Consider the following 24,569-nt stretch of genomic DNA (forward strand, 5'->3'; position numbering starts at 1 on the left):
GGGCCAGGCCCACCCCGCCCCGCGCGCATGCCGCGCCCGCCCACCCGTCGTACAGTGGCCGAAAGCCCGCGAAACCACGCGACGAGCATGCGACGAGGCACGCGAGGGAGACGGCCATGGCCGACCCCAAAGGCTTCCTCACCACCCCCCGCCAGGAATGGCCGCGCCGGCCCGTCGGCGAACGGGTCGAGGACTGGGACGAGGTGTACGTCCCCGGCGCGCTGCTGCCCATCGTCGAGCCGCAGGCCGACCGCTGCATGGACTGCGGCGTCCCCTTCTGCCACGACGCCTGCCCGCTGGGCAACCTGATCCCCGAGTGGAACGACCTCGTGTCACGCGCCGACTGGCACGCCGCGGCGGACCGGCTGCACGCCACGAACAACTTCCCCGAGTTCACCGGCCGCCTCTGCCCCGCCCCCTGCGAGGCGGGCTGCGTCCTCGCGATCAATCAGCCCGCGGTGACCATCAAGAACATCGAGGCGGCCATCGCCGACCGGTCATGGACCGACGGACTCAATACGCCCCGCGCCCCGGACCGGCACTCCGGCAGGACGGTCGCCGTCGTCGGCTCGGGACCGGCCGGGCTCGCCGCCGCGCAGCAGCTGACGCGCGCCGGGCACACCGTCGTCGTGTACGAGCGCGACGACCGCGCGGGCGGGCTCCTGCGGTACGGGATCCCGGCGTTCAAGATGGAGAAGCACCACGTGGAGCGGCGCCTCGCGCAGATGCGGGACGAGGGCACCGTCTTCCGTACGTCCGTCGCGATCGGGCAGGACATCGGCGCCGCCGAGCTGCGGACCAGGCATGACGCGGTGGTGCTCGCCACCGGCGCCACCGCGTGGCGTGAACTCGACGTGCCCGGAAGGGAGTTGAACGGCGTCCACCAAGCCATGGAGTATCTCCCGCTCTCCAACCACGTGTGCGAGGGGGACCTCGACGCCTCCCCGCTGACCGCTGCGGGAAAGCACGTCGTGATCGTCGGCGGCGGGGACACCGGGGCGGACTGCCTGGGCACGGCGATACGTGAAGGGGCCGCGTCCGTCACGCAGCTGGACGTCTACGAGCGTCCCGGCGACCTACGCGACGAACTGGCCGAGCCTTGGCCGACGTACCCGAAGGTCTACCGCCTCTCCCCCGCGCACGAGGAGGCGGGCGAGCTGCGCACCGCCCCCGCGGCCGACGTGGACGCGCGGCTGTTCGCGGCGTCCACCCTCCGCTTCACCGGCGACGCGGCGGGCCGGGTGCGCGCCCTGCACCTGACCGAGGTCGACGCGGACCGCCGCCCCCGCCCCGGCACCACTCGTGAGCTCCCGGCGGACCTGGTGCTGCTCGCGCTCGGCTTCACCGGGCCCGAGCGGACCGCGGGCGGTCTGATCGACCAGCTCGGCCTGGATGTCGGTGAGCGTGGAACCCTCGCCCGCGACGCGGACTTCGCGACCAACGTGCCGGGTGTCTTCGCGACCGGCGACGCGGCCCGCGGTCAGTCCCTGGTCGTCTGGGCCATCGCCGAGGGCCGTGCCACCGCCGCCGCGGTGGACCGGTGGCTGACGGGCGCGACCCAGCTCGATGCGCCGGTCGGGCCGTACGACCGGCCGATGACAGCCTGAGACCGCCGGCCCGGCCGCGAAGGACCGGATCAGCTCACGACAGCAGGAAGTCGGCCTCCCCCGCCTTCGCCCCCTGGATGAACGCGTTGATCTCGCCGTGCGTGTAGATCAGCGCCGGGCCGTCCGGATCCGCCGACTGACGGACCGCCACCCTGCCGTCGGCCAGCTTCATGGCCTCCAGACAGTTGCCGCCGTTGCCGCCGCTCCACGGCTTGTGCCAGCCCTCGCTGCCGAGCTCACGGGCAGGCATGCCGTTGTAGATCCGGGAGTCGTCCCGGGACTCGGGGCGGGACCCGGCTCCGGGTTTGGACCCGGGGCGCGTTCCGGCTCGGTGTCGATCCATTCACAGCTCCTTGCGGAGGTCCCGGAGGATCTCCTTCGTGCGATGTGCCGTCGCGGCCTGCGCCGCCATGCGGTCCATGACCTCGAGGTGAGTCGCCACCTCGGTGCGTGCGTCCAGATAGACGGCACCGGTGAGGTACTCGCTGTAGACCATGTCCGGCAGCTCCGCCATGGCGAAGCGGAAGAGCACGAACGGTCCGTACGTGCCCGGGTGCGGGCCCGCCGCGAACGGCGCGATCTGCAGCGTCACCTGAGGGAGTTCGACGGCTTCGAGCAGCTTGTCGATCTGCTCGCGCATCACATCGGGACCGCCCACAGGTCTGCGCAGGGCGGTCTCGTCCATCACGATCCAGACCCGTGGCGCGTCCTCGCGGGTGAGCAGCGACTGGCGCTCCATGCGCAGCGCCACATACCGCTCGATGTCCTCGGGGCGGGTCTGGCCGATCGCCCCCGAGCGCATCACACCTCGCGCGTACTCCTCGGTCTGCAGCAGACCGGGCACGAAGTGCGGTTCGTAGGACCTGATGAGGCTGGCCGCCCCCTCCAGGCTGACGTACATGCTGAACCAGCCCGGCAGGATGTCGTGGAACCGCTGCCACCAGCCCGGCTTGTTCGCCTCTTCGGCGAGCGTCACGAAGGCGTCCGCCTCTTCGTCCGCGACGCCGTAGGACTTCAGGAGGAGCTGGAGATACGGGATCTTGAGTGCGACCTCGGCCATCTCCATGCGGCGGACCGTGGCGGGGGCCACGCGGAGAATCCGCGCGGCCTCCTCCCGCTTGAGGCCTGCGCGCTCACGCAGGTCCTGCAAGCGACGGCCTAGGACGACCTGGCCGACGGTCGGCGCGGACCGCGGTTCGCTCACGTCCTACCTCCACGTACTCCATGTCATGCCAATTCACTCCGCACCTGGAGCCGTTGCGAGCAGTGTGCCATGTGCCGTCGCGAAGGAACACGCCACTGTGCACTTTTCAGAGTGGGTCTTGCCAAGGTGTTCCCGGCGGGGCGATAGTGGATGGCGTGACTCCGCCCGCGCCGTTACACACCGCTGCCGCCGAGGCCCCTGTTGGCATGTCCGCCGACGCGTGGGCCGACAGCGGCTCCGAGCTCTGCGTCAGCTTCGCGCTGGTGCCACGGCCGGGCTCCGCATCACAGGCCAGACGGCTCGCGAACGCCCAGCTCCTGGGCTGGGAGATAGCCGAGGATGCCCGCGACGCCGCGGCCCTCGTGGTGTCCGAGCTGGTCACGAACGCGATCGTGCACACCGCGAGTCACCGGATCGTCTGCGAGCTCTGCACCAAACCCGGGTCACTGCGCATAGCTGTGCGTGACGACGGATACGGATCGGGTGTCCCGCGGCCCGCCCAGGAAGGGCCCGACGCCGACGAGGAGCACGGGAGGGGACTGCTTCTCGTCGAGGCGGTGAGCAACGCGTGGGGTGTGCGGGACGAGGGTCCCGGTGCGGGCCTCACCGTATGGGCGGAACTGCGGGCTTGACGTGAGTAAGGGTGCGGGCGTGAGGACGACGTGGGCAGGGGGCGTGTGAGCACGGTGACGGTGCGGCGGCTGTTGGATCTGGACACGCTGGTCCGCCTCGAACGGAGGCGGTCCGCCGTCGCCTCTCCACCGGCGCCGACGCGGCTCGCCGTCCCGGCCGGGATGACGCAGCCGCTGGGCTGCGACGCCGTCTCGGTGCCCGCGCGCTTCGGGCCGCGCCTGATGGCGCGGCTACCTCGTGTCGGATGTGTGTACGAGGACGCGGAAGCGGCACGGTGGTGGTGGATCGTGCCGGCGGATTCCGACGTCGCGCTGGAGTGGCCCTCCCCCGCTTATTACGCCGCGGGGGCCGTGGTGCCGGGCGCCCGGCACGCTCCCTCCCTGATCCACAGCCCCTCCGGGGGCGAGGTGCCCTATACGCCGCCGATTCCGCTGTATCTGGCGTGGTGCAGCGCGACGGGGACCACCCCGGCGTGGTCCCGTCCCGTGCGGGCGTAGCCTCCGGCGGGCACCGCCCCCTCCGCGTCGCTGTTGTCATGCCCCTGGCGATGTCTGTGATGTGCGTGGACCCCTCTCTGCCGTGACACGCCCCCGTCGTGCGCCGAACTCCTATGCCTGCGCGGGTGCGGAGTCGTCCGCATGGGGTATGGCACTGCCGCCCGGGTGAACCGGCAACGTCCTGCCCGGGGTTGCAACCCCGGGCAGGACGTACGCACACGGCAGAGGGAGAAGCAGACGAACGGCAAAGAGGACAACTCCCGGAGACAGAACAGCTCACGGGAGCAGAGCAACTCGCGTAAACAGGGCGGCACTTCGGAGTCGGAGGCGCTGCTCTTCGGCGGCCCTCTGCGCTACGACACCGGCTGGGCGCAGCACGAGGAGGCCTTCCTCCAGCTGGGGTTCCGTTCCATGCTGAAGCGGCTTCCCGCGCTCCTGGCCGCCAGCCTCCGGCTCGCCTGGCAGGCCGACCGGCAGGCGGCGCGCATCGTCATCGGCGCCGAGCTCGGCCGCGGACTCGCCCAGGCGGTGAGCCTCCTCGCGGTCAACAGCGTCCTCGGGCGCCTGATGACGGAGGCCCCGATCGCCGACCGGATGCGCGGCGCGATGCCCGCCCTGGTGACGATGGCGTCCGTGCTGTTCGTCGCCGCGCTGTTGCGCGCCGCTTCGACGTACGCGACAGGACGCCTTGAGCCGAAGGTCGAACGCGTCGCCACCGAGCAGTACTTGGAGCGCGCCGCGTCGGTGGAACTGTCGGCGATCGAGGACGACGCCTTCCACAAGCTGCTCGACACGGCGCAGTACGGTGCGGCGTCCGCCCGCCGCATGATCGGCACCGCCACGCGTGTGGTGAACGCGATGATCTCGCTGATCGCGGCGGCGAGCGTGCTGACCGTCCTGCACCCGGTGCTGCTTCCGCTCCTGGTGACGATGACCCTGCCGAGCGCGTGGAGCGCCCTGACGATCGCCCGGCGCCGCTATGTCTCCTTCCACGCGTGGGTGCAGCACGCCCGCGCGGGACGCCTCATCGGCAGCCTGCTCACGGAGGCGCGGGCGGCCCCGGAGATCCGGGTGCACGGCGTGGGGCCCTTCCTGCTGCGGCACTTCCGGTCCATGTCGGAGGCGGCCGAGGAGGAACAGGCGCGCCTCGCGCGGCTTGCGGCACGTACGGGCCTGATCGCGGCGGCCTGGACGGGCGTCGCCACGGCGGCGACGTACGCGACGCTCGGCGGGCTGCTGCTCGCCGGGGCGATGGCACTGTCCGTCGCGGGCACCGCCGTCATCGCGATCCGCACCGGCGCGTCCAACCTCGACACACTCGTCCTGGAGATCAACTCCCTGCACGAGGACGCCCTGTTCGTCGGCGACCTGGAGCGGCTCTTCGTGGAGGCGGCGCAGCGTGCGATCCCGGTCGGCGGCGCCGAACTACCGCCAGAGCCAAGGGAGATACGGTTCGAGAACGTCACCTTCCGCTACCCGGGGGCCTCGGGCAAGGACGCGCTCAGCGACGTCTCCCTCACCCTGCCCACCGGGAAGATCGTCGCCCTCGTGGGCGAGAACGGCTCCGGCAAGACCACCTTGGTGAAGCTGCTCGCGGGTCTGTACGCGCCGAAGAACGGCCGCATCATGTGGGACAGCGTCGACGCGGCGACCGCCGACCGGCATCAACTGGCGGAACGGATCGCGATGGTGGCGCAGGACTTCAAGCGCTGGCCGTTCACGGCGCGCGTGAACATCGCGGTCGGCCGGTCGTCCGTGCCGCTCACGGACGACCGGCTCGACGCCTCGGTCGGCGAGGCCGGCGCCGGGGACGTCGTGGCCGATCTGCCGCGCGGGCTCGACACGCTCCTTGCCCGTGCGTTCACCGGCGGGCACGAGTTGTCGGGCGGCCAGTGGCAGCGGCTCGGCATCGCGCGAGCCGCGTACCGGCGCGGCAGCATCCTCATCGTGGACGAGCCGACGGCGGCGCTCGACGCCCGCGCGGAGCTGGAGGTCTTCGAGAAGATCAGAGCCCTTGCCGGGACGGGCCAGACCGTCATCCTCATCACCCACCGGCTCGCGTCGGTGCGCCACGCGGACCTGGTCCATGTCCTGGACGGCGGGCGCCTGGTGGAGTCGGGCACGCCGGACGAACTCCTGCGGACAGGTGGGGTCTACGCGGAGCTGTACGCGCTGCAGGCCGACCAGTTCACGGCGAAGATCCCCTCGCCCGACGGACGCCCCCGGCGCTGACTCTCAGGCGGCGGCCGCCACCTCGGGGGCCTCGCTCTGGCGCACGATCACGAGGAAGGCGTCGGAGGCGAGGTCCATGACGACCTCCGCCCGTTGTCCCTCCATGCGGCGGGCCCGCGCGAACTCCTCCGCGGGCCACGAGCCGCGCGGCCCACCGGCCGGAAAACGTTCAAGTACCACTCGGCTGTTCATCATCGTCCTTCTGCTCCCCCGTCGGCAGTCCTGGCGGACCCTTGTGGAGTAGAACGCGCCGAGGGGGTGAAAGGACTCGCACCGTGACGGACTTGACACCTGGTTGTGTCGGCCCGTCACATCTCGTACTCGTCGTGATACTTGAGCCGGCTGCTGCCCGCGGGGGCCCCGAGCCCCGTCGCCCGGCCCTTCGGCTCCTCCCAGTCCTCCTGCCGGCCGAGGGCGGTGAGGTCGAGGAGGCTCGAATAGGAGGCGACCCAGTCCGTGCCGCGGTCGTACGTCGAGTACGTGTGGAAGACGCGGTCGCCGTCCCGCAGGAAGCAGCTGAGGCCCGGCTGTTCGTAGGACGCGTCGCCCTCGCCGACGGTGGCGTCGAAGTCGTGGTTGAAGTCGCTGCCGTGGGAGGAGTACCACGGCACTGTCCAGCCCATCCGCGCCTTGAAGGGCAGGATCTTGGTGAAGGGCGCGCGGGATACGGCGATGAAGTTCGTGCCGCGGGCCCGCAGATGGGCCAGGTGTCCGATCTGGTCGAGGAACGCCGAGCAGCTGCGGCAGCCCGCGTCCCACTCCGGGGCGAACATGAAGTGGTAGATGATGAGTTGGGCGTTCCCGTCGAAGAGGTCGAACAGCGTCGCCTTGCCGTCGCAGCCGTCGAAGAGGTACTCCTTGCCGATCTCGACCATCGGAAGCCGCCGCCGCTCGGCGTTGAGCGCGTCACGCGCCCGTGTCTCCGCCTTCTCCTTGGCGAGCAGTTCCTGGCGCGCGGTGAGCCACTCCTCGCGCGTGACGATGTCCGGAAGTCCCATGGTCCCTCAGCCCCTCCTGCGGACCCGCCCCTCGGATCCGTACTTCTCCGAGGGGTGACTTGCGGGGCCGCGGGAACTCATCGGTCGCGGCGAAGAAACTTCGAGGAATCCTGAAGGGAGCCCGAGAAGCCTTGCACGCCGTAGAAGCTCGGGAGGCTAGAACGTCACCGGGAGCGCGAGCAGTCCGCGGGCCCGCATCGAGGGACGCCACCGCAAGTCCCCGGGCGGTACCGCGAGCGCGAGGCGGGGGAAGCGTTCGAGGAGGGCGGCGAGCGCGGTGGCCGTCTCCAGGCGGGCGAGGGGTGCGCCGACGCAGTGGTGGATGCCGTGGCCGAGGGCGAGGTGGCCCGAGGCGTCGCGGGTGATGTCCAGGCGGTCGGCGTCGGGGTAGCGGCGCGGGTCGCGGTCGGCGGCCGACGGGGAGAGCAGCACGGTCTCGCCCGCCGGGACGGTGACGCCGCCGATGGTGACGTCTTCGAGGGGGAAGCGGCGGATGGCGAGCAGGACGGGCCCGTCGTAGCGCATGAATTCCTCTACAGCCGCAGGGAGTTGAGAGGCATCCGCACGCAGGGCCGCGAGCTGGTCGGGGTGGCGGAGGAGGGCGAGGACCGCGTTGCCGATGAGCTGGACGGTGTTCTCGTATCCGCCCAAGAGGATCAGGAAGGCGAGCGACATCAACTCGTCCTCGCTCAGCCGGTCCTCTCCAGCCCGGCCTCCCTCACCCTCGTCCCGTACGGCGATGAGGTCCGAGAGTAGGTCTTCGGCGGGCTCCTTGCGCTTCTCCGCGAGGAGTTGCGTGAAGAAACCGAGCATCGCGACGACGGCCTCCTTCGCGGCCTGCGGACGCGCGGGGTCGGGCGCGACGAGCGCGTCGGTCCAGACCCGGAAGTCCGGACGGTGTCCGGCCGGCACCCCGAGAAGGTCGCAGATGACGGTGATCGGGAGCGGGGCGGCGTACGCGGCGACGAGATCGGCGCGGCCCAATGGCTCGACGGCGTCGAGGAGTTCGTCGGCGGTACGTCGGATCGGCGCACGCAGGCTCTCCACCCGGCGCGACGTGAAGGCCTTGCCGACCAGGCGCCGGATGCGGGTGTGGTCCGGGGGGTCCATGTTGAGCAGGTTCGCGTCGAGGGCCGGCGGCAGCGCGAAGCCCCGGTAACTGCCGGGCAGCGCACGGCTCTTGTCGAGCGAGAGCCGCGGGTCGGCGAGCGCGGCGCGTACGTCGTCGTACCGCGTGACCAGCCAGGCCGGGCTGCCGTCAGGTCCCGCCACCCGGTGCACGGGCGCGGTGTCGCGCAGCCGCGCATAGACGGCGTAGGGGTCGTCGATGAGGCCGTCGGCGGGGTCCGGCTGCGGGGCATGCGACATGGCCCCACCCTAGGCAGCCACTCCCCCGGCCCTGCGTTCCGCCCCCGTAGTCCTGGATCCGCTTGCCGTGGCTAGAGGCGCCGGTCACGCATCAGGGTCCGACCGCCGGCAATCGTCGTGGTGACGTCCGACGCGAGTGCGTGGCTGCGGTCGATCAAAGCGGGCAGCTCGGCGCCCAACTCCGCGACGGCGGACGGCACATCCAGGGTCAGAAGGCGCCGGTCACGCATCAGGGTCCGACCGTCGACAATCGTCGTGGTCACGTCCGACGCGAGTGCGCTGTGCACGAGCGTGGCCGCCAGGTCATGGCCCCTGGGCAGCCGCTCCCCCGAGCCCGCCTTCCGCCCCCGGCTCTCAACCCTCGTAGTCCTGGATCCGCTTCCCGTGGCTGCGGTCGATCAATGCGGGCAGCTCGGCGCCCAACTCCGCGACGGTGGACGGCACATCCAGGGTCAGAAGGCGTCGGTCGCGCATCAGGATTCGTCCGTCGACGATCGTCGTGGTGACGTCCGACGCGCGTGCGCTGTGCACGAGCGTGGCCGCGAGGTCGTGGACGGGCTGGGTGTGCGGACCGTCGAGGCCGACGAGGATGATGTCGGCGCGGCGGCCGGGCGCGAGGCTGCCGATTTCCTCGCCCAGGCCGACGGCTCGCGCGCTCTGCAAGGTGGCGTGGTCGAGCGCCTGGCGCGCGGTCAGCCAGGTGGGGTCGCGCTCGGTGGATTTCTGCACGAGGGCGGTGAGTGTCATGGACTCCCAGACGTCCAGGGTGTTGTTCGACGCGGCTCCGTCGGTGGCGAGGCCGACGGGGACGCCGATCTCGCGCAGGGCGCGCACGGGCGTGGTGTCCCAGCCGAACTTGAGGTAGCCGCGCGGAGCGGACGCCACCGCGACGCGTCCCGCCGCCTGCCGCAGCACGGGCAGGTCACGGTCGAGAATGCCCGTGCCGTGCGCGATGAGGACGTCGACGTCGAGCAGGCCGGTGCGGTGCAGGATCTCGATGGGGGTCAGGCCGTGCCGCTCCAGGCTGTTGTCGGTCTGGGCGCGGTCCTCGGCGGCGTGCAGGTGGACCATGAGGCCGTGCTCGCGGGCGAGTTCGGCGGTCGCGGCGAGGTCCGCGTCATCGACGGTATACGGGGCGTGCGGGGCGAGCGATGTGGTGATGCGGCCGTCGGCGGCGCCACGCTGCCGCAGCGCGAACTCCAGCGACGCCGCGCGGCCGTCGGGCCCCTGCGAGGAGAAGAAGGCCGCGCCCAGATTGGCGCGCAGGCCGCTCTCGGCGACGACATCGGCGACGGTGTCCATCGCGAAGTAGTGGTCGGCGAAGGTCGTCACGCCGCCCCGGATCATCTCCGCGCACGCGAGCCGGGCGCCCAGGCCGACGACGCGCTCGGTGAGGTTGGACTCGATGGGCCAGATCCAGTCGTTGAACCACTCGTGCGCCGGCAGATCCTCCGCGATGCCGCGCAGAGCCACCATCGGCGTGTGCGTATGGCAGTTGATCAGTCCGGGCAGGGCCGCCTGACCGCGTGCGTCGATGTGCTCGGCGGCCCGGAGTCCGGCGGTCTCGGGGGTGGTGGTGACGGCGTCGATGCGGCCGTCGCGCACGACGATGGCCGCGTCGTCGAGGAATCCGACCTGGCCTTCGGTGTCGTGGACGAGGGCCGTGCAGCCCGTGATGACGAGATCGGCGGGGCCGTGCGCGGGAGGCGGCGTCATCTCTTCAAGGTACGGGGAGTGCGCATCCCGTGCCCTGTCGCGTCGCCGGTTTCGCGAGCACGCTGACGACAGCCCCGTCGACCCACCCACCACGCGAGAAAAGTTGGAGCCCGCCATGCTCGTCGGCACGTGGAACCTGGAGAACCTCTACCGGCCCGGCGGCACGTACGGGCCCAAGGACAAGGCCGCGTACGAGGCCAAGCTGGCCTCGCTCGCGGCGACGATCAGGGCACTGAACCCGAGCGTGCTCGGGGTGCAGGAGGTCGGCGACCCGGAGGCCCTCACGGATCTGGCCGGGATGCTGGAGGGCACCTGGCACACCACGCTCTCGGAGCACACGGACGAGCGCGGCACCCGCGTCGGCTTCCTCAGTCAGCTGCCGGTGTCGGTCACGGCCGACGAGGACCGTTTCCCCGGGCCGCTCGGCCCGGTGCAGATCAGCGACTCGGGCAAGCCGGTGGCGCGGGCGGGCCGCGGAGTGCTCGCGGTGACCGTGTCGACGCGCGCCTTCTTCTTCGACGCGGTGGTGTGCCATCTGAAGTCGAAGCTGCTGTCGTTCGGCGGTGGCCGGTTCCAGCCGCGGGACGAGGGCGAGCGGGCCCGCTTCGGGGCGTACGCGCTGTACCGGCGCTCGGCCGAGGCCACGCTGGTGCGGTCCCTGGCGGGGCGTCTTCTGAAGGGCGACGGCCGTCAGCACGACGTCGTGGTGCTCGGCGACCTGAACGACGAGGTGTCCGCGGCGACGACCCAGATCCTGCTCGGCCCGCCCGGCTCCGAGATCGGCACCCCCGGGTTCGACAAGCCGGACAAGGGCGACGCGCAACGCCTGTGGAACGTGGCCCCGCGCATCCCCGCCGAGCAGCGTTTCTCCCGTATCCACGCGGGGCGCCGTGAGCTGATCGACCACGTCCTGGTGAGCCGCGGCCTCTTGGACCTGGTCACGGCGGCGGGTACGGGCGTGCCGGGCTCGACGGCCACCGCGCTGCCGTCGGTGCGGGACGGGGATCCGGCGGAACGGAGGAACGCGAGCGGCTCCGACCACGCGCCGGTGTGGATACGGATCGAACGCTAGGGCCGGGGCCGCCGCGCCTCGCACCCGCCTAGCCGCGCGGGACCACCGTCGACAGGACGCCCGGCAGCGGGTACCAGTCCGACGACACGATGCTGGCGTGCCCCCGCGCCAGCAGGGCCACGCGGTCACGGGCCTGGGCCTCGGTGGGGTTCACGGAGTCGATGGCCGGGGCGACGTTGTGGGCGTCTGACATGACGACCAGATAGCGCCGGTCGGCGTACCACTTGGTGTCGATGGTGCCGCCCGCGTAGGCGGAGGCATCGCCGTCGAACAGCACGAACCAGGGCCGGATCGCCGCGTCCGTGTACCGTCCGCGCGGGTCACCGGCCTCGGCACCGAGCACGGCGGGGAAGGCGGCGGCCTCATCGAGGCGCCCGGCCGCCGCGAGGTCGCGCAGGTGGGTGGCGTACTCGCGGTCGGTCCACAGGGTGTCGGCCGGGTTGCCCTGTTCGACGGTGCCGGGGATGAGCTCGACGATGAACTTGCCCGCGAGGTCGCTCCGCCGGGGCCAGCCGTCACTCCGTACGGCGTCGTCGAGGGTGGCATGCCCTCCGGTGAGCTGGCCGGGGCGGTAGACGGCGTCGCCGAGCTTGCTCTTGAGGAGGGCGTCGAGGTCGGCGGGCCCGCGGCCGTTCCTCCCCTGGAAGCCGTCCTTCAGCTCCAGCTTCAGCAGGATGGGGCGGTGGCCGGGGTGGACGTCGTGCCAGCTCTTCATGTCCGTGAGGCATCCGGCGAGGGTCTGGTTGCGCGGCTTGGTGCGCAGTTCGGCCGGGGTCGCGGCGTTCTCGCAGTTGTTGTCGTTCCCGACCGGGTTGCTGTGCGAGACCCGCCAGCCACTGCCGAACACGTTGGTCCACACGTCGAGTTCGAGCATCCCCGCGCCGGAATCGAGCGCGTCGGCGAAGTACGGGTACTTCGTCTTCTCGTAGGCGTTGTGGACGCCGACGCCGGTGGTGGCCGCGTACGGCGACTGCGGCGCCGGATCGTCGGCGACTGCGGCGGCACCGACGTTCCCGCTCGCGGGCCCCGCGGCGCCGAACGCCAGTGCGCCCGCCGCCACGACCGCCATGGCGAGACCTGTCCCTGTCCGTGCCTTCATGGTCCCAGTACGTGCCTTCATGCCGGCCATCCCCTCCACCAATTCGGTCAAGTCTGGGGAAACGTATGGGAGTTGTGTGTCGTATGGGAAGACGGCGACTTACGGGAGGGGAGAGGAGAGGGGAGAGATATCCAGCCGTACGGCCGTACGGGAGGGGGCACGGGGTGTGTCGTGTCGACTACCGTCTGTGCCCGATATGGATCAAGTTTGGACCACGTCATGCACCTCCTTGTGGATCACGTCGTGGATCAAGCCACGCAGAGAAAGGGACCCCCCATGCCTCTCGCCCTCTCCCACATCTCCCGCACCCGCCTCGCCGTGACCGCGGCCGTCGCCGTGGTCCTCGCGGTCGCTGCGCCCGCCGCGTACGCCTCGTTCGACACGGACGCGCGCGAGCCCGGCGCGACCACCACGTCGCAGGTGGCCCGCGGCAAGGCGTACACCGAGACCCGCCTCTTCTTCGGGACCGAACGCCCGGACGGCGGACCCGATGTGACGGACAAGCAGTTCATGAGGTTCATCGACGTCGAGGTCACGCCGTCGTTCCCCGACGGACTCACCGTGCAGGACGGCCGGGGCCAGTGGCGGGACTCGAACGGCAGGGTCGAGCGTGAGCGTTCGTACGAGCTGATCCTGCTGTACCGCACGTCGCAGGCACACAAGCTCGACGACGACATCGAGGACATCCGCGAGGACTACGTGAAGAGGTACGACCAGGATTCGGTGGCGCGGCTCGACGATCGGCTGCGTGTGGACTTCTGAGGTGCGCGCGCCGGGCCCTGGACCCGGCGTGCTCACGCCACCGCGGTGAGTTCCACGAGCAGCTCGTCGATGCGCTGCGCGTGCCGCCGCGGCAGGCGTCCCGTGTCGTCGACGTGCACCGCGCAGGCAGTCGTGGTGTCGACGAGGCGTTCGAGCGTGGCCGCCACCCGCTCCGACCCTTCGGAGTGCTTCGCAAGGGCGGGAAGTTCGGCGGCCGCCAGGTCGATCGCGGCGCGCGCCTCGGCCAGCGTCCGGTACGCCTCGCGCCGCAGGGCCCAGCGGGCGGCGCGGTGGTCGGTGTGGTGGCCGGAGCGGCGGCCGGTGCTCGCATGGTCACCGTCCTCTGGGTCACCGTCCTCGGAAGCTCCGCTCGGGACGCCGCTCAGGACGTGGCGCAGGTACGCGTGCGCTGACGCGCGGGCGGCCGAGAGCCGGTCCTGTACGCGACCGCCGCGCTGCACCGGCCAAGGCAGATGCCCGACGAGCAGGACGATCCCGCAGGCGAGCAGGGTCTCACCGATCCGCCCCCAGGAGGCCTGCGGCTCCCCGCCCACCATGACGAGGGCGAGGACGAGGACGGTGACGACGGCGGTCTGGGCGGCGAAGTGCCGGGTGGCCACGGGGACCAGCGCACCGCACACGGCGACGACGGCGACGAGCCCGGCGGGCCGCGGCAGCAGGGCAGCGAGTGCCGCGAAGAGGACGGCGCCGATGACGGTGCCTGCGGCCCGGCACAGGACGCGTGAGACCAGCGGCCCGAGGTCGGGCTTGACCAGGAAGACGGCCGTGGCGGGCAGCCAGTACCAGTGGGGGTGGTGCAGGGACTGCGCGACGGCGGCGCTCGCCCCGAAGCAGAGCGCGACGCGCAGGCCGTATTCACGCCCGCCGGGACCGGCAGCGGAGCGCAGCACGTCGAGGGGGCCACGCCTGCGGCCGCGCGGAGGACGGGCGTTGCCGCTGTCGAAGGCTTCGGCGGCGCGCAGCAGAGCGTCGTCGAGGGCGCGGAGCCCGGCGCCGGAGCGGGCGGGCGCGGGCAGCGGTCCGCCGGGGGCGCCGTCGCGGACGGCGGCGGCGAGACGCCTCGGCCCCACTCCGGTACGCGCAGGGAGCGGTTCACCGGCCCAGGCGAGCGCGGTCGCCGCCTCGCCGAGCGGCAGCGCGGCGAGATACTGCGCGTGCAGCCGCCGCTCGGCAGCCGAACTGGCGTGCCTGCGCAGGCGCGGCCCGGAGAGGGCGTCCTGGGCCTGGTCGAGCGCGGCGGTGAGGGCGGCGCGGCGGGCGGTGGAGTGGGGAGTTCCGACGGCGTCGAGGAGCGCGGCGACGGCTTCGTAGACGCCGGCTACGGCGGCGCGTTCGCCGTCAAGGCGGTAAGCCCCAGCACCCCCCTTACGACTCCCACAACTCCTACGCCCCCTACGACCGTCGGGCGAAGGCAGGGTGAGCCGCAGCACGATCAGCCAGGCGGCCCCGGCGAGAAAGAACAGCGCACGCTGCGGGCCGGACTCGGGCAACGGCATCCCCGCCCCGATGGCGGCGGCGACAAGAAGCTGCGTGCCACTGGCCGATGCGACGGGCCCGACGGCGCTGAAGGCCCCGGCGAGAAGCCCGAGGACGGCGAACAGCAGCGGCAGCGGCAGGTACGACCCGCCACCCCGTGCCCCGACGTAAGCCCCGAAGACGAGCCCACCGGCCCCCGCGAGCGCCGGCACCCCCAGCCGCCGCACGGCTGCGCGCCGACTCCCGGGCCGGTCGTTGATCCCGGCCAGCATCGCCCCGAGCGCGGCGACCACCCCCACGGAAACCCGCCCGGAGACCACACCCACCCCCAGCAACGGCCCCGCGGCCAACGCACCCCGCAGAACGGCATGCCACGGCACGGGCCCACGCTGCGTACGCAGGGCATGACCGAGCCAGGGCGGAAGGGAAGTCACACGCGGGAGGGCTACGCGCGGGGAGGCTACTCGCGGGATCACCGGGCTCCTGTCGTCATCGGGGGGCGGGCATCGAGGGGCGCCACCGGACGACGTTGGCCTTGGCTTGCGATCAACCGTAAAAGTTGATTCCGGAGAAAATGCAACGGGCGCGTTTCATCGATGTGATGGTTCGCGGACACTGGACGGGGGGGACGCCCGGCTAGGGGGATATCCGGATGGCGCGCACCGAACGTCATCCGATTGTCCACACGGATGACGGCAGACCGTCAAAGGATCTCAACTGGTCCGCGCCAGAGCCTAGTTGCCCGTCATATCCCCGGGCACCATGCTTACATGAGCAGCGGCGCCGGAAGCATGCCACCACCATCACCTCCCCCCATGCCACCCGTGAGGCGACGCAACACGGTGTTCAGGCTTTACGACGCGCCGCTTTACCGGGACTGGGCGGCCTGGACGACCGCCTTCATGGTGGTGATGACGGCATTCGCCATCGGGACGAGCGATGATCCGCGAGGCATGCCCGCATGGCTGGACACCTTGCTCGCAACCATCACGTTCACTGTGCTGTTCGGCGTGTTACCGGCGTGGGTTCGTCTTTTGATCAGACGCAGAAGATGGCGCACGCACAACAGTCCTCCCGTCAATGGGTTCGCTGACGGACATCCAGACCCCTCGTTCCCGTTCGAGTCTCTGCCGCCGGCCTCGCCACCGCCGGTTCAGGAAATGCCGCGTCCCGCGCAGCTGGTGGACGTCAAGGTCCGCGCAGAGACCCACCCGTCCACCCCCGCACCGGCACCGGCACCGGCACCGGCACCGAAACCCACACCCACACCCACACCCACACCAGAAACGGCACCGGCATCAACGCCCCGGAGGACCGGCATGGACCCTGTGGACGCGTCACGGGTGCTGACACACGCGCGTCAGACCTTGCCGCACCCGGTCGCCCGTGCCGTCCGCGCGTTTCAGCAGGCGGACACCCCTCGAGACCAGTACGAAGCGATGCTCGATGCCGCCGAAAGCCTTGCCCTCACCGTTTGCGTCACGGCGGCAGCGCTGCTGCACAAGCCGGGGACGGACTCAGGGCTCGATGTCCTGTCCGAGCTGAGGAGGGCCTACCTCAGGTCCGGAGCCATGTTCGGTACCTGGGCGGTCGGCCTCGACCGGGTCCACTACGTCACTACGGAGCATCCTCGACTGCTCTCCGCGGAATTCTCCTCAGGTGTGGCCGGCATGCTCGACGATCTCAAGTCCCTGAAGAACGAACGCAATCGCACCGCTCATGGTGACAAGCCACTCAGTCAGCCCGAGTCCGCCCTGCGCGTGGCAGAGTGCAAAGATTTTCTCGAACACGCCCTCTCCACAGCCGAGTTCCTGGAGGAATTGCGCTGGCTCCGCATCGCGTCGTGCGACTACCGGCAGAGAGCGCGCACCTTCCAGGTCGTGGCGCGGAACGCCACGGGCGATCACCCAGAATTCGAACGCCAGACGTACGAGTGGGACGAGCCCGTGGCCAGCGAGGCCTTCTACGTGCTCACGCCGGAAGGGCCGGTGCCACTCTCCCCCTTCGTCACCTATACGTTCTGCCCGCAATGCAGGCAGATGGAGATTTGCTACGCCTCGCGCGTCCCGAAGAAGCGGGAAAGCCACGCGACGGTCAAGAGCTTCAGCCGGGGCCATGAGATTTCCGTGCCGGAACTGGGTGACGAAATCCGCGGTCTGCCGAGCCGAGGGTGAGGCACGGAGTTCGGCTACAACGCGGACGGTACCGGCCGCTTCCTGGGCTCGTGCCAGGAGACGTCGATGCCCGCTTCCGTGCCCGTCTGCTCCTCGTAACCGATCGCGTCGTAGAAGCTGCACGGCCGGCCCACCCCGCCCGACAATTCGCTGGCGGGCGGAGGCCCAAGGACCGCAGGCTTGCCCCATGAACCGCACCACCGCCGACGACTCCGCCACCGCCATTGCCGCACCGCCCACCCACCAGATCCGCGCCCTGCACACGGAATCGACGGTCACCGTCTACCAGGCGTACGCCTCCGAGATCGGTGAGCCCGCGGCCCGCACCGGCCGCTTTCCCGCCGCCTGGAAACGCGACCGCATGACATGGATCAAGCCGTCCTTCCTGTGGATGATGTATCGCTGCGGCTGGGGCACGAAGGAAGGCCAGGGGACCGTCCTCGCGGTGGAGATCACCCGCGAGGGCTTCGAGTGGGCTCTTCGTCACGCTTGCCTTTCGCATTACGCGCGCGACGTCCACCCCGACCAGGCCGCCTGGAAGCGGGAGTTGAGGCGTTCGCCGACCCGGGTCCAGTGGGACCCGGAGCGCGATCTTCAGCTCAATCCGCTGCCGCACCGCTCCCTCCAGCTGGGCCTGGCGGGAGACGCGGCGCGCCGTTACGCGGACGAGTGGACGGTCTCGATCACGGACGTCACCGAACGTGCCCGCGCCCTTCACGAGCGGGTACGCGCCCAGGACCTGGAATCGGCGGGGGCTTTGCTTCCCGCGGAACGGCCCTACCCCACGCCCGACGCCCTGCTGGCTCACCTGCGCGCGTGAGGTGGCGGCCGCCCGTCCGGCGCATTTGCATGCCTCTTACGGGCCGATCGCCGCGCTCAGCGCTCCCACCGGATCCGCGTCCGCCTCTCCCTCCGGCCACCAGTCGTCCCTGCCCGGCTCGCTCCGGTAGGGGTACCAGCGGGCGTCTTGGCCGAAGCGGAGTTGCAATGTGCCCTTTGCGTCCGTGAGTTGGTTTCTGCGGATCGTCATGCGGGGGAGGTCCGCCGCGATCAGTGCGCCCCTTGCTCGGTCGAAGGGACCCGCCGGGGGGTCCCACGGGGATTCCAGGACCGACAGGCCGTCCTCGCCGCCTTGGCGCCAGGCCGCCGCGGCTCGGGCGAGGTCTGCTGGGGTGTGGTTCACCGCCCTTGCCAGTTCGGTGAATTGGCGGCTGAACGTGCGGCGGCCCGTCAGGCCGGGGTGGGAGGCAGCCAGGCGTACCGCGTCGTGCCAGGGGTCGGCCGCGGGGAACGGGTCCGCGCCGGTGGTCAGATGTGCGTGGGCCCGCGATGCCGCGTCCGTGGCCAGGAACTCCAGGGATGTGGGGCTGGGGGCGCCGGGGAGCGAGGGGAGGAGTGGGGGTTCGCCCAGGTGGGGCGGGGGTGGTAGCGGGGCCGGGAGTGGGGGCCGGTAGTCCGTCGCCAGGATGTCCCGGGCCAGGGTTCCGGGGAGGGAGATGCCGCCGGTCGCGTTCTGCTCGGCCGTCGCGGATTGTTCGCGCGCCGCCTGGTGCGCGTTGCGCTGGGCCAGTTCGTCCAGGAGCGCCTGTTCGTCTCCGCCTCTCAGGAGGAGGAGCACGAAGGGGTCGGCGTCCAGCAGTCGGGCCGTCTGGTAGGTGAGGGCCGCCGCGTGCTTGCAGGGGCGCCCGTGATCCGGGCAGGTGCAGGACGGGACCAAGTCACCCGGGCCCGGGAGGTGTTGCACGCCTGCCCGTTGCGCCGCGTCCACCAGGGCGTGCGGCATGTCCTTGTCCAGGAGCGCCGCGATGTGCGCGGGTTCCGTGGCCACCGCGTCCAGGAACCCGTCCCAGTCCTCGGGCGCGAGGGTGCGCATGCGGATCTCGGCGCGGTAGGGGCGGGGGCGACTGCCGTGTACGTACGCCACGATGCGGCCGGGCGCGACGGTGATCGTATCCACGTGCCCCTCACGCGCGTACGCCCTCCCCCGGGCGAGACGACCCGCGTCGAGCGATGTCTCCTCCAACGCGCCGATCCAGGCGTTGCCCCACCAGGAGGTGGCGAACGGAGCCTGAGGATCGGGGTGTTGTGGGAGCGGGGGGAACACGCGGCTGGCGCCGGTTGCGCGACTGGCGGGGGTCATCGCGCCGCGTCGCCCGCCCCTCATGACGCCCTCCGCAGCGACACCAGGTCCGCCAGGTCCGCGTCCGACAGTTCCGTGAGTGCCGACTCGCCGCCCTCGCCCAGTACCGCGTCCGCCAACGCCTGTTTCGCTGCGAGGAGTTCGGCGATGCGGTCCTCCACCGTGCCCTCCGTGATCAGGCGGTGCACCTGGACCGGCTGGGTCTGGCCGATGCGGTAGGCGCGGTCCGTGGCCTGTTCCTCCACCGCCGGGTTCCACCAGCGGTCGTAGTGGATGACGTGGCCCGCCCGGGTGAGGTTCAGGCCCGTGCCCGCCGCCTTGAGGGAGAGGAGGAACACCGGGGCCTCGCCCGACTGGAAGCGGTCCACCATCTCCTCCCGCCGCGCCACGGGCGTACCCCCGTGCAGGAGTTGCGTGCCGATACCGCGCCGCGCCAGGTGCGATTCGAGGAGGCGCGCCATCTCCACGTACTGCGTGAAGATGAGGACCGCGCCGTCCTCCGACAGGATCGTGTCGAGGAGTTCGTCCAGGAGTTCCAGCTTTCCCGAGCGCGGACGGCCCCCGCGTGTCGCGAGCTCGCCGTCCTTCAGGTACTGCGCCGGGTGGTTGCAGATCTGCTTCAGCGCCATCAGGAGCTTCATCACCAGGCCCCGCCGCGCGATGCCCTCGGACGCCTCGATGCGCGCCAGCGTCTCGCGTACGACCGCCTCGTAGAGCGACGCCTGTTCGCGGGTGAGCGTCACCGGGTGGTCCGTCTCCGTCTTGGGCGGCAGCTCCGGGGCGATGCCCGGGTCGGACTTCTTGCGGCGCAGGAGGAAGGGGCGCACCAGGCGGGCGAGGCGGGCCATCGCCTCGTCGTTCTCGGCGAACTCGCCGCCCTCCGCCAGGCGGGCGTGGCGGGCCCGGAACGCCTTGAGCGGGCCGAGGAGGCCGGGCGTCGTCCAGTCGAGCAGCGCCCAGAGTTCGGAGAGGTTGTTCTCCACCGGAGTGCCGGTGAGAGCCACCCGCGCCGCCGACGGAATCGTGCGCAGCGCCTTCGCCGTCGCCGCGTGCGGGTTCTTGACGTGCTGCGCCTCGTCCGCCACCACCAATCCCCAAGCCTGGGCGGCCAGTTCGGGTGCGCTCGTACGCATCGTCCCGTACGTCGTCAGGACGAAGCCGCCCTCCAGGTCACCGGCCAGGCTGCGGCCCGCTCCGTGGAAGCGGTGCACCGGCACCCCCGGCGCGAATCTCTCGATCTCCCGTTGCCAGTTGCCGAGCAGCGACGCCGGACAGACCACCAGCGTCGGCTCCGGGCGTGCCCGGTGCAGGTGGAGGGCGATCAGCGTGACCGTCTTGCCGAGTCCCATGTCGTCGGCGAGGCAGCCGCCGAGGCCGAGCGACGTCATCCGGTCCAGCCAGGCCAGGCCACGGAGTTGATAGTCGCGGAGGGTGGCGGAGAGCGCGGGCGGCGGAGTGATGGGGCGCAGGTCGTCGGTCAGGCGTTCCCGCAGCCGCGCCAGGGCTCCGATCGGAACCGCCTCGACGCGCTCGCCCTCCACCTCCGCAGCTCCCGTCAGCGCGACGGACAGCGCGTCCACCGGGTCCAGGAGGCCCAGATCCCGCTTGCGTGCCTTGCGTACGAGTTCGGGGTCGACCAGGACCCACTGGTCACGCAGGCGTACGACCGGGCGGTGCGCCTCCGCGAGGATGTCCATCTCCACCTCGGTCAGGGGTCCCCCGCCTTCTCCCCCTTCGCCTTCCCCGCCGTCGGGGCCCAGGGCCAACTGCCACCGGAATTCCAGCAGTTGCTCGGTCTTGAAGAAGTCGAAGTTGTCGGCCGCCGTGCCGGGAGCGGGGCGCACGACAGCGGTCGCCGTCAGGCCGCGCGTCAGCTCGCGGGGCCAGTGCACGGCCACCCCCGCCGCACCGAGCCTGGTCGCCGCCGCGCCGAGCAGTTCGTACAACTCGCCTTCGGTCAGCGGGAGTACGTCGGGGCGGGGCCGCTCCAGCAGGCGGGCCAGCGGCGGCCACACGCGGGCCGCGCGCCGCACCGCGAGCAGTGTGTCCACGCGGGCTCGGGGGCCGAAGTGGTCGACACCGGACCAGAGTTGGGCCGCGTCCGCCACGAGGGTGGGATCGGCGAGGCTGTGCACCTGCACGACGGCTGCCGCGGGGCTGGCCACGCCGTCACGGGGGCCGGCTTCGGGGCCGGGGGCGCGTTCGTGGGGGCTGGGCGCGCGCTCGTGAGGGGCGGGCGCGCTCTCGCGAGGGCCGGGCGCGATCTCGCCCTCGTCCGCCGGCCGTCCGCCATCAGGTACGTCGTCCACCGGCCGTCCGCCGTCGGGTACGTCGACCGGCGCTCCGTCGAACCCTTCGTGCGCTTCCAGGTCGAACACCTCATGCGCTTGCAGATCGAGCCGCAGCGACACCCGCACCCCGGCGTCCATCCCGGCCGCCACCTCCGCGGCCCACTCCCGCGCGCCCGGCAGCCGCTGCGGCTCCCGTGCCGCGAAGGGCGCGCCGACCGCGTGTGCCGCGGCGGGCGTACGCGGCAGGGTGTCCACCACGGCGTCGACGAAGGCTCTGACGAGGGCGAACGGCTCGGGGAGCAGGAGGGGCTTGCTGCCGGGCAGCGGTACGGCGTGCGCTTCGGCGGGCATGGCTACGGCGATCGCCCGCAGCTGCATGACGTCGGCGGCGTCCAGCGGCCCGGCGCGCCACGCGTCGAGGTCACCGCCGGTCAGGCCGGGCAGCAGCCTGCCTCGCGCGGCCAGGTGCAGGGCGTGCCGGGCCGCGGCGGCCCAGCAGGCCACCGCGGGGTGCGCGGGGGCGGCGAGCAGGAGGAGCGGGAGGGCTTGCGCCACGGGCAGGATCAGGGCGGGGACGGTACGGGTGCGGACGCCCTTGCCGTGGGGGCGTACGACGGCGATCTCGCCCTCGACGGCACCGGGGCTGCGACCCTCGCCGCCGTGATCCGCCTCGCCGTGGTGATCCCTCTCGCCGCCGTGATCTCCCTCGCCGGGCAGCCCGCTCTCACCGGACAGCCGCTCCGCGTCAGGCCCGGCACCCGCAAGCCCCGCGGGCAGCCTCCCCTCAGGCGCCCAGAACGCGATCCGCCCCTCCCTGGGCACCTCGGCCGGAAGAAAAACGGCAGCACAGGACCGTACGAGCTCCGCGAACCGCCGCCCCTCCGCGGAAGGCACGGCAGCGGTGGCACCCGTGGTCGCGGCAACCCCCGCCATCACGTTCACCACCTCGCTCACCATCACTACCTCGTACGGCATTCCCGCACGCCAGCCTAGGCCAGCCGCCCTGAGGCGAGCGCTGTCAGGAAGCCTTACTGACAGTAATCCGGCGTCGGCCACGGATCGCGGGCGCGGGCGCGGGCGCGGGCTTCAACCAGGATCTGAGGGGCACTTGTAACTCCCTACCTCGGTACGGAACCAGGGGGAGACACATGAGGGCATTCGTCGCGGCTTTCGCCATCATCGCGGGAATAGCTTTGATAGCGATGAGGAAGAAGTTCGCACAGCGGGCGGTGAACCAGCGGAATGTCTTCGGCCGGTCGAACGCGTCCTCGGGAGAACCGGCGGCTCGCCTCGGCCCGGTCGTCGTCGGATGCTTCATGCTGATCTGTGGCGTCCTGGTGGCCACCGGAGTCGCGGACCCCGCATAGTCCGAGGGAATTCGGGTGCGCGGCAGCGGCCCGCTCCCGCAGGATCGGGCCCATGACCACCACGCGCCGCACCGTCGTGCCCACCCTCTTCCCGCCGCCCGGATACGCCCACGCCGCCGTCGTCGAGGCCGGCACCGCACTCGCCTTCATGGCGGGGTCGGTGCCGCTCGACCCCGAGGGGACCCTCGTCGGGGAGGGGGACGTGACGCGCCAGACCGAACAGGTCATCGCCAATCTCGACGAAGCCCTGCGTGCGATCGGCAGCGATCTGACGCAGGTGGTGGCCAGCACCGTGTACGTCGTGAGCGACGAGCCGGGCCCGCTGAGCGAGGCATGGGAGGTCGTCCGCGCCTCCGACCTGCTCGCGAAGGGCCCGCACACCTCGACGCTGCTCGGCACGACGTGCCTCGGCTACACCGGCCAGCTGGTCGAGATCACGGCGACGGCGGTCGTACCCGAGACCACCTGAGGCCCAGGCCCAGGCCCAGCCCCGGCCCCCGCGCCGGCACCAGCTCTAGCCCCGCGCCCTGCTCGCGAGCCCGAGTGCGTACTCCGGCCACCACTGCCCCGCTCTCGGCCCGCCCCGGCAGGTTCCGTCGGACTCGCCGGGGCGTTTGATCCACAGGTAGGCGTCGAGGGCGGGGTCGCCGGTGGCGGAGGTGGGCGGGGTACCGAGGGCTCGGCCGGGCGGGTTGCACCAGGGCTCGTCGTCGCCGCCGGTGTAGGGGCCGTTGCCGTTGCGGCTGCTGTCCACGACGAAGTGCTTGTCGCCGCCGAGCGCTGCGGCGATGCGGCGTCCGTAGGCCAGACTCTCCTCGTTCGTACGGTAGTTGGACACGTTGAGGGCGAAGCCGTCGGCCTTCGCGATCCCTGCCTGCCGCAGCGGGGCGAGCAGTCGCTGCTCGTCGGGGATCCAGCTGGAGTTGCCCGCGTCCAGGTAGACCCTGGTGTGCGGGCGTGCCTTGAGGCGGTCGACGGCGTAGGCGAGCAGGCCGTACCGCTCGGCGGCGTCAGCCTTCGCGCAGCCCGAGATCTCGTGGGCGACGGCGTCCGGTTCGACGATGACGTACGCGGCGCGGTCCCCGATGCCCGCGGCGAATTCGTCGACCCACTGCCGGTACTCCGCCGCGTCCCCCGCCCCGCCGTCGGAGTAGTCGCCGCAGTCGCGGTGCGGGATGAAGTAGGCGACGAGCACCGGGGTGCGCCCCTCGGCGGCGGCCGCTTCCGTGGCTGCACGAACCACGGCTTCCGGCCCCGAGCTGTGCAACCAGACGGCTTGCGGACGCCCCGCGATGCGCTGAATGAGCTGAGCATCGCCCGCCCGCCCTTGGCTGCGCCATGCGACGACCTGCCGGGCAGCGGCACTGTTCGGATCGACCCAGAAGGTGGGGCCGGGGGCGGCGTTGCCCGTGGGGGTGGGGGTGGCGGTGCCCGTCGGGGCGGGGGTGGGCTCCGGCGACGTAGCTGCGGAGGCGTTGCCCGTCAAGGTAGGAACGGGGCCGGGCACAGGCGATGCGGAGGCGCCGCCCGCTTGAACGGCGGAGGCAGGCGCATTCCGCGCCAGGGCGGAGGCGGAGGCATTGCCCGCCAGAGCGGAGCCGCCGCCCACCGGCGCGAAGGCGGAGCCGCCGCCCACCGGCGCGGAGACGGAGGCAACGCCCACCGGCGCAGCCGAGACGGAGGCGTCACCAGTCCGAGCAGCGGCAGGCACGGACCCGAGACCACCACGCGAGCCGACGCCGTCGTTCACGCCTTCATTCACGCCGTCAGCCCCGGCACGCCTCCCCGCGCCGTTGGGAGCGGGAGCGGCACCAGCACGCGCACTTGCGCCATCACGCAAGCCGGCATCACCACCCCCGCCCGCTCCCACCGCCGCCGCAGCGGACACCACCCCGCCGGACGCCTCAGCCCC

The 24,569-nt window shown here is 71.7% G+C and carries 21 protein-coding genes and 1 pseudogene; 10 read left to right on the forward strand and 12 right to left on the reverse strand.

All coding sequences use genetic code 11. From position 1 onward, the window contains the following. Window positions 1-116: 116 nt before the first annotated feature. On the forward strand, window positions 117-1,607 hold the full coding sequence (locus ACIBCK_RS01005; protein ID WP_399385984.1) for a glutamate synthase subunit beta: 1,491 nt from the start codon (window positions 117-119) through the stop codon (window positions 1,605-1,607). A 34-nt stretch (window positions 1,608-1,641) separates the two neighbouring features. Here ACIBCK_RS01005 and ACIBCK_RS01010 read toward each other — a convergent pair whose 3' ends face one another. Next, entirely contained in the window at window positions 1,642-1,857 is a 216-nt protein-coding gene (locus ACIBCK_RS01010) for a DUF397 domain-containing protein (RefSeq protein ID WP_249593092.1), read from the reverse strand. A 93-nt stretch (window positions 1,858-1,950) separates the two neighbouring features. Continuing rightward, window positions 1,951-2,811 (reverse strand): helix-turn-helix domain-containing protein, encoded by an 861-nt coding sequence (locus ACIBCK_RS01015; RefSeq protein WP_399385985.1) that lies wholly within the window; start codon window positions 2,809-2,811, stop codon window positions 1,951-1,953. 206 nt (window positions 2,812-3,017) lie between these two features. Between ACIBCK_RS01015 and ACIBCK_RS01020 the strand changes: the two genes are divergently transcribed. The 3 genes from ACIBCK_RS01020 to ACIBCK_RS01030 all read left to right on the forward strand — a co-directional run bounded on the left by ACIBCK_RS01020 (window position 3,018) and on the right by ACIBCK_RS01030 (window position 6,173). Further along, on the forward strand, window positions 3,018-3,443 hold the full coding sequence (locus ACIBCK_RS01020) for an ATP-binding protein (RefSeq protein WP_399385986.1): 426 nt from the start codon (window positions 3,018-3,020) through the stop codon (window positions 3,441-3,443). Between the two features lie 45 nt (window positions 3,444-3,488). Next, the gene (locus ACIBCK_RS01025) at window positions 3,489-3,941 is read left to right on the forward strand and encodes a hypothetical protein (RefSeq protein WP_399385987.1); all 453 of its coding nucleotides are present in this window, start codon (window positions 3,489-3,491) and stop codon (window positions 3,939-3,941) included. Window positions 3,942-4,082: 141 nt separating this feature from the next. Beyond that, entirely contained in the window at window positions 4,083-6,173 is a 2,091-nt protein-coding gene (locus ACIBCK_RS01030) for an ABC transporter ATP-binding protein (protein WP_399385988.1), read from the forward strand. Between the two features lie 3 nt (window positions 6,174-6,176). On the opposite strand, the gene ACIBCK_RS01035 is transcribed toward ACIBCK_RS01030, so the two are convergent. From ACIBCK_RS01035 to ACIBCK_RS01055, 5 genes and pseudogenes are all read right to left on the reverse strand, one after another. Beyond that, window positions 6,177-6,365 carry a hypothetical protein gene (locus ACIBCK_RS01035; protein ID WP_399387167.1) on the reverse strand — a complete coding sequence of 63 codons (189 nt, stop codon included), beginning with the start codon at window positions 6,363-6,365 and terminating at the stop codon, window positions 6,177-6,179. A 116-nt stretch (window positions 6,366-6,481) separates the two neighbouring features. Continuing rightward, the gene (locus tag ACIBCK_RS01040) at window positions 6,482-7,171 is read right to left on the reverse strand and encodes a DUF899 domain-containing protein (RefSeq protein ID WP_399385989.1); all 690 of its coding nucleotides are present in this window, start codon (window positions 7,169-7,171) and stop codon (window positions 6,482-6,484) included. 156 nt (window positions 7,172-7,327) lie between these two features. After that, window positions 7,328-8,539: a cytochrome P450 gene (locus ACIBCK_RS01045; RefSeq protein WP_399385990.1), complete on the reverse strand. Its 1,212-nt coding sequence runs from the start codon at window positions 8,537-8,539 to the stop codon at window positions 7,328-7,330. A gap of 71 nt (window positions 8,540-8,610) precedes the next feature. After that, a pseudogene (locus ACIBCK_RS01050) lies at window positions 8,611-8,847 on the reverse strand (hypothetical protein); the annotation flags it as partial. 46 nt (window positions 8,848-8,893) lie between these two features. After that, the gene (locus ACIBCK_RS01055) at window positions 8,894-10,255 is read right to left on the reverse strand and encodes an amidohydrolase (protein WP_399385991.1); all 1,362 of its coding nucleotides are present in this window, start codon (window positions 10,253-10,255) and stop codon (window positions 8,894-8,896) included. A 115-nt stretch (window positions 10,256-10,370) separates the two neighbouring features. Between ACIBCK_RS01055 and ACIBCK_RS01060 the strand changes: the two genes are divergently transcribed. Continuing rightward, entirely contained in the window at window positions 10,371-11,327 is a 957-nt protein-coding gene (locus tag ACIBCK_RS01060; RefSeq protein ID WP_399385992.1) for an endonuclease/exonuclease/phosphatase family protein, read from the forward strand. Between the two features lie 28 nt (window positions 11,328-11,355). On the opposite strand, the gene ACIBCK_RS01065 is transcribed toward ACIBCK_RS01060, so the two are convergent. Further along, the gene (locus ACIBCK_RS01065) at window positions 11,356-12,396 is read right to left on the reverse strand and encodes a phosphatidylinositol-specific phospholipase C domain-containing protein (RefSeq protein WP_399387169.1); all 1,041 of its coding nucleotides are present in this window, start codon (window positions 12,394-12,396) and stop codon (window positions 11,356-11,358) included. 306 nt (window positions 12,397-12,702) lie between these two features. Here ACIBCK_RS01065 and ACIBCK_RS01070 point away from each other — a divergent pair, with 306 nt between their 5' ends. Then, the gene (locus tag ACIBCK_RS01070; RefSeq protein WP_399385993.1) at window positions 12,703-13,188 is read left to right on the forward strand and encodes a DUF3574 domain-containing protein; all 486 of its coding nucleotides are present in this window, start codon (window positions 12,703-12,705) and stop codon (window positions 13,186-13,188) included. Window positions 13,189-13,220: 32 nt separating this feature from the next. Here ACIBCK_RS01070 and ACIBCK_RS01075 read toward each other — a convergent pair whose 3' ends face one another. Beyond that, entirely contained in the window at window positions 13,221-15,161 is a 1,941-nt protein-coding gene (locus tag ACIBCK_RS01075) for an FUSC family protein (protein ID WP_399385994.1), read from the reverse strand. Between the two features lie 348 nt (window positions 15,162-15,509). Here ACIBCK_RS01075 and ACIBCK_RS01080 point away from each other — a divergent pair, with 348 nt between their 5' ends. Then, a complete protein-coding gene (locus tag ACIBCK_RS01080) occupies window positions 15,510-16,859 on the forward strand; it encodes a hypothetical protein (protein WP_399385995.1) in 1,350 nt (449 codons plus the stop codon). Window positions 16,860-17,046: 187 nt separating this feature from the next. After that, the gene (locus ACIBCK_RS01085) at window positions 17,047-17,679 is read left to right on the forward strand and encodes a DUF4291 domain-containing protein (protein WP_399385996.1); all 633 of its coding nucleotides are present in this window, start codon (window positions 17,047-17,049) and stop codon (window positions 17,677-17,679) included. Window positions 17,680-17,715: 36 nt separating this feature from the next. Here ACIBCK_RS01085 and ACIBCK_RS01090 read toward each other — a convergent pair whose 3' ends face one another. Both ACIBCK_RS01090 and ACIBCK_RS01095 read right to left on the reverse strand, forming a co-directional pair. After that, on the reverse strand, window positions 17,716-18,816 hold the full coding sequence (locus tag ACIBCK_RS01090; RefSeq protein WP_399385997.1) for an SWIM zinc finger family protein: 1,101 nt from the start codon (window positions 18,814-18,816) through the stop codon (window positions 17,716-17,718). Window positions 18,817-19,019: 203 nt separating this feature from the next. Next, window positions 19,020-22,265 carry an SNF2-related protein gene (locus ACIBCK_RS01095; protein ID WP_399385998.1) on the reverse strand — a complete coding sequence of 1,082 codons (3,246 nt, stop codon included), beginning with the start codon at window positions 22,263-22,265 and terminating at the stop codon, window positions 19,020-19,022. Between the two features lie 227 nt (window positions 22,266-22,492). Here ACIBCK_RS01095 and ACIBCK_RS01100 point away from each other — a divergent pair, with 227 nt between their 5' ends. Both ACIBCK_RS01100 and ACIBCK_RS01105 read left to right on the forward strand, forming a co-directional pair. Beyond that, entirely contained in the window at window positions 22,493-22,657 is a 165-nt protein-coding gene (locus ACIBCK_RS01100; protein WP_399385999.1) for a hypothetical protein, read from the forward strand. A gap of 52 nt (window positions 22,658-22,709) precedes the next feature. After that, on the forward strand, window positions 22,710-23,126 hold the full coding sequence (locus ACIBCK_RS01105) for a RidA family protein (protein ID WP_399386000.1): 417 nt from the start codon (window positions 22,710-22,712) through the stop codon (window positions 23,124-23,126). A 45-nt stretch (window positions 23,127-23,171) separates the two neighbouring features. Here the strand turns inward: ACIBCK_RS01105 and ACIBCK_RS01110 are convergent, their stop codons facing one another. After that, window positions 23,172-24,143: a glycoside hydrolase family 6 protein gene (locus ACIBCK_RS01110; RefSeq protein ID WP_399387171.1), complete on the reverse strand. Its 972-nt coding sequence runs from the start codon at window positions 24,141-24,143 to the stop codon at window positions 23,172-23,174. Window positions 24,144-24,569: the final 426 nt, after the last annotated feature.

Origin of the sequence: Streptomyces sp. NPDC051218, from assembly GCF_044455475.1 — a bacterium.
In the GTDB taxonomy this organism is placed as follows: Bacteria; Actinomycetota; Actinomycetes; order Streptomycetales; family Streptomycetaceae; genus Streptomyces.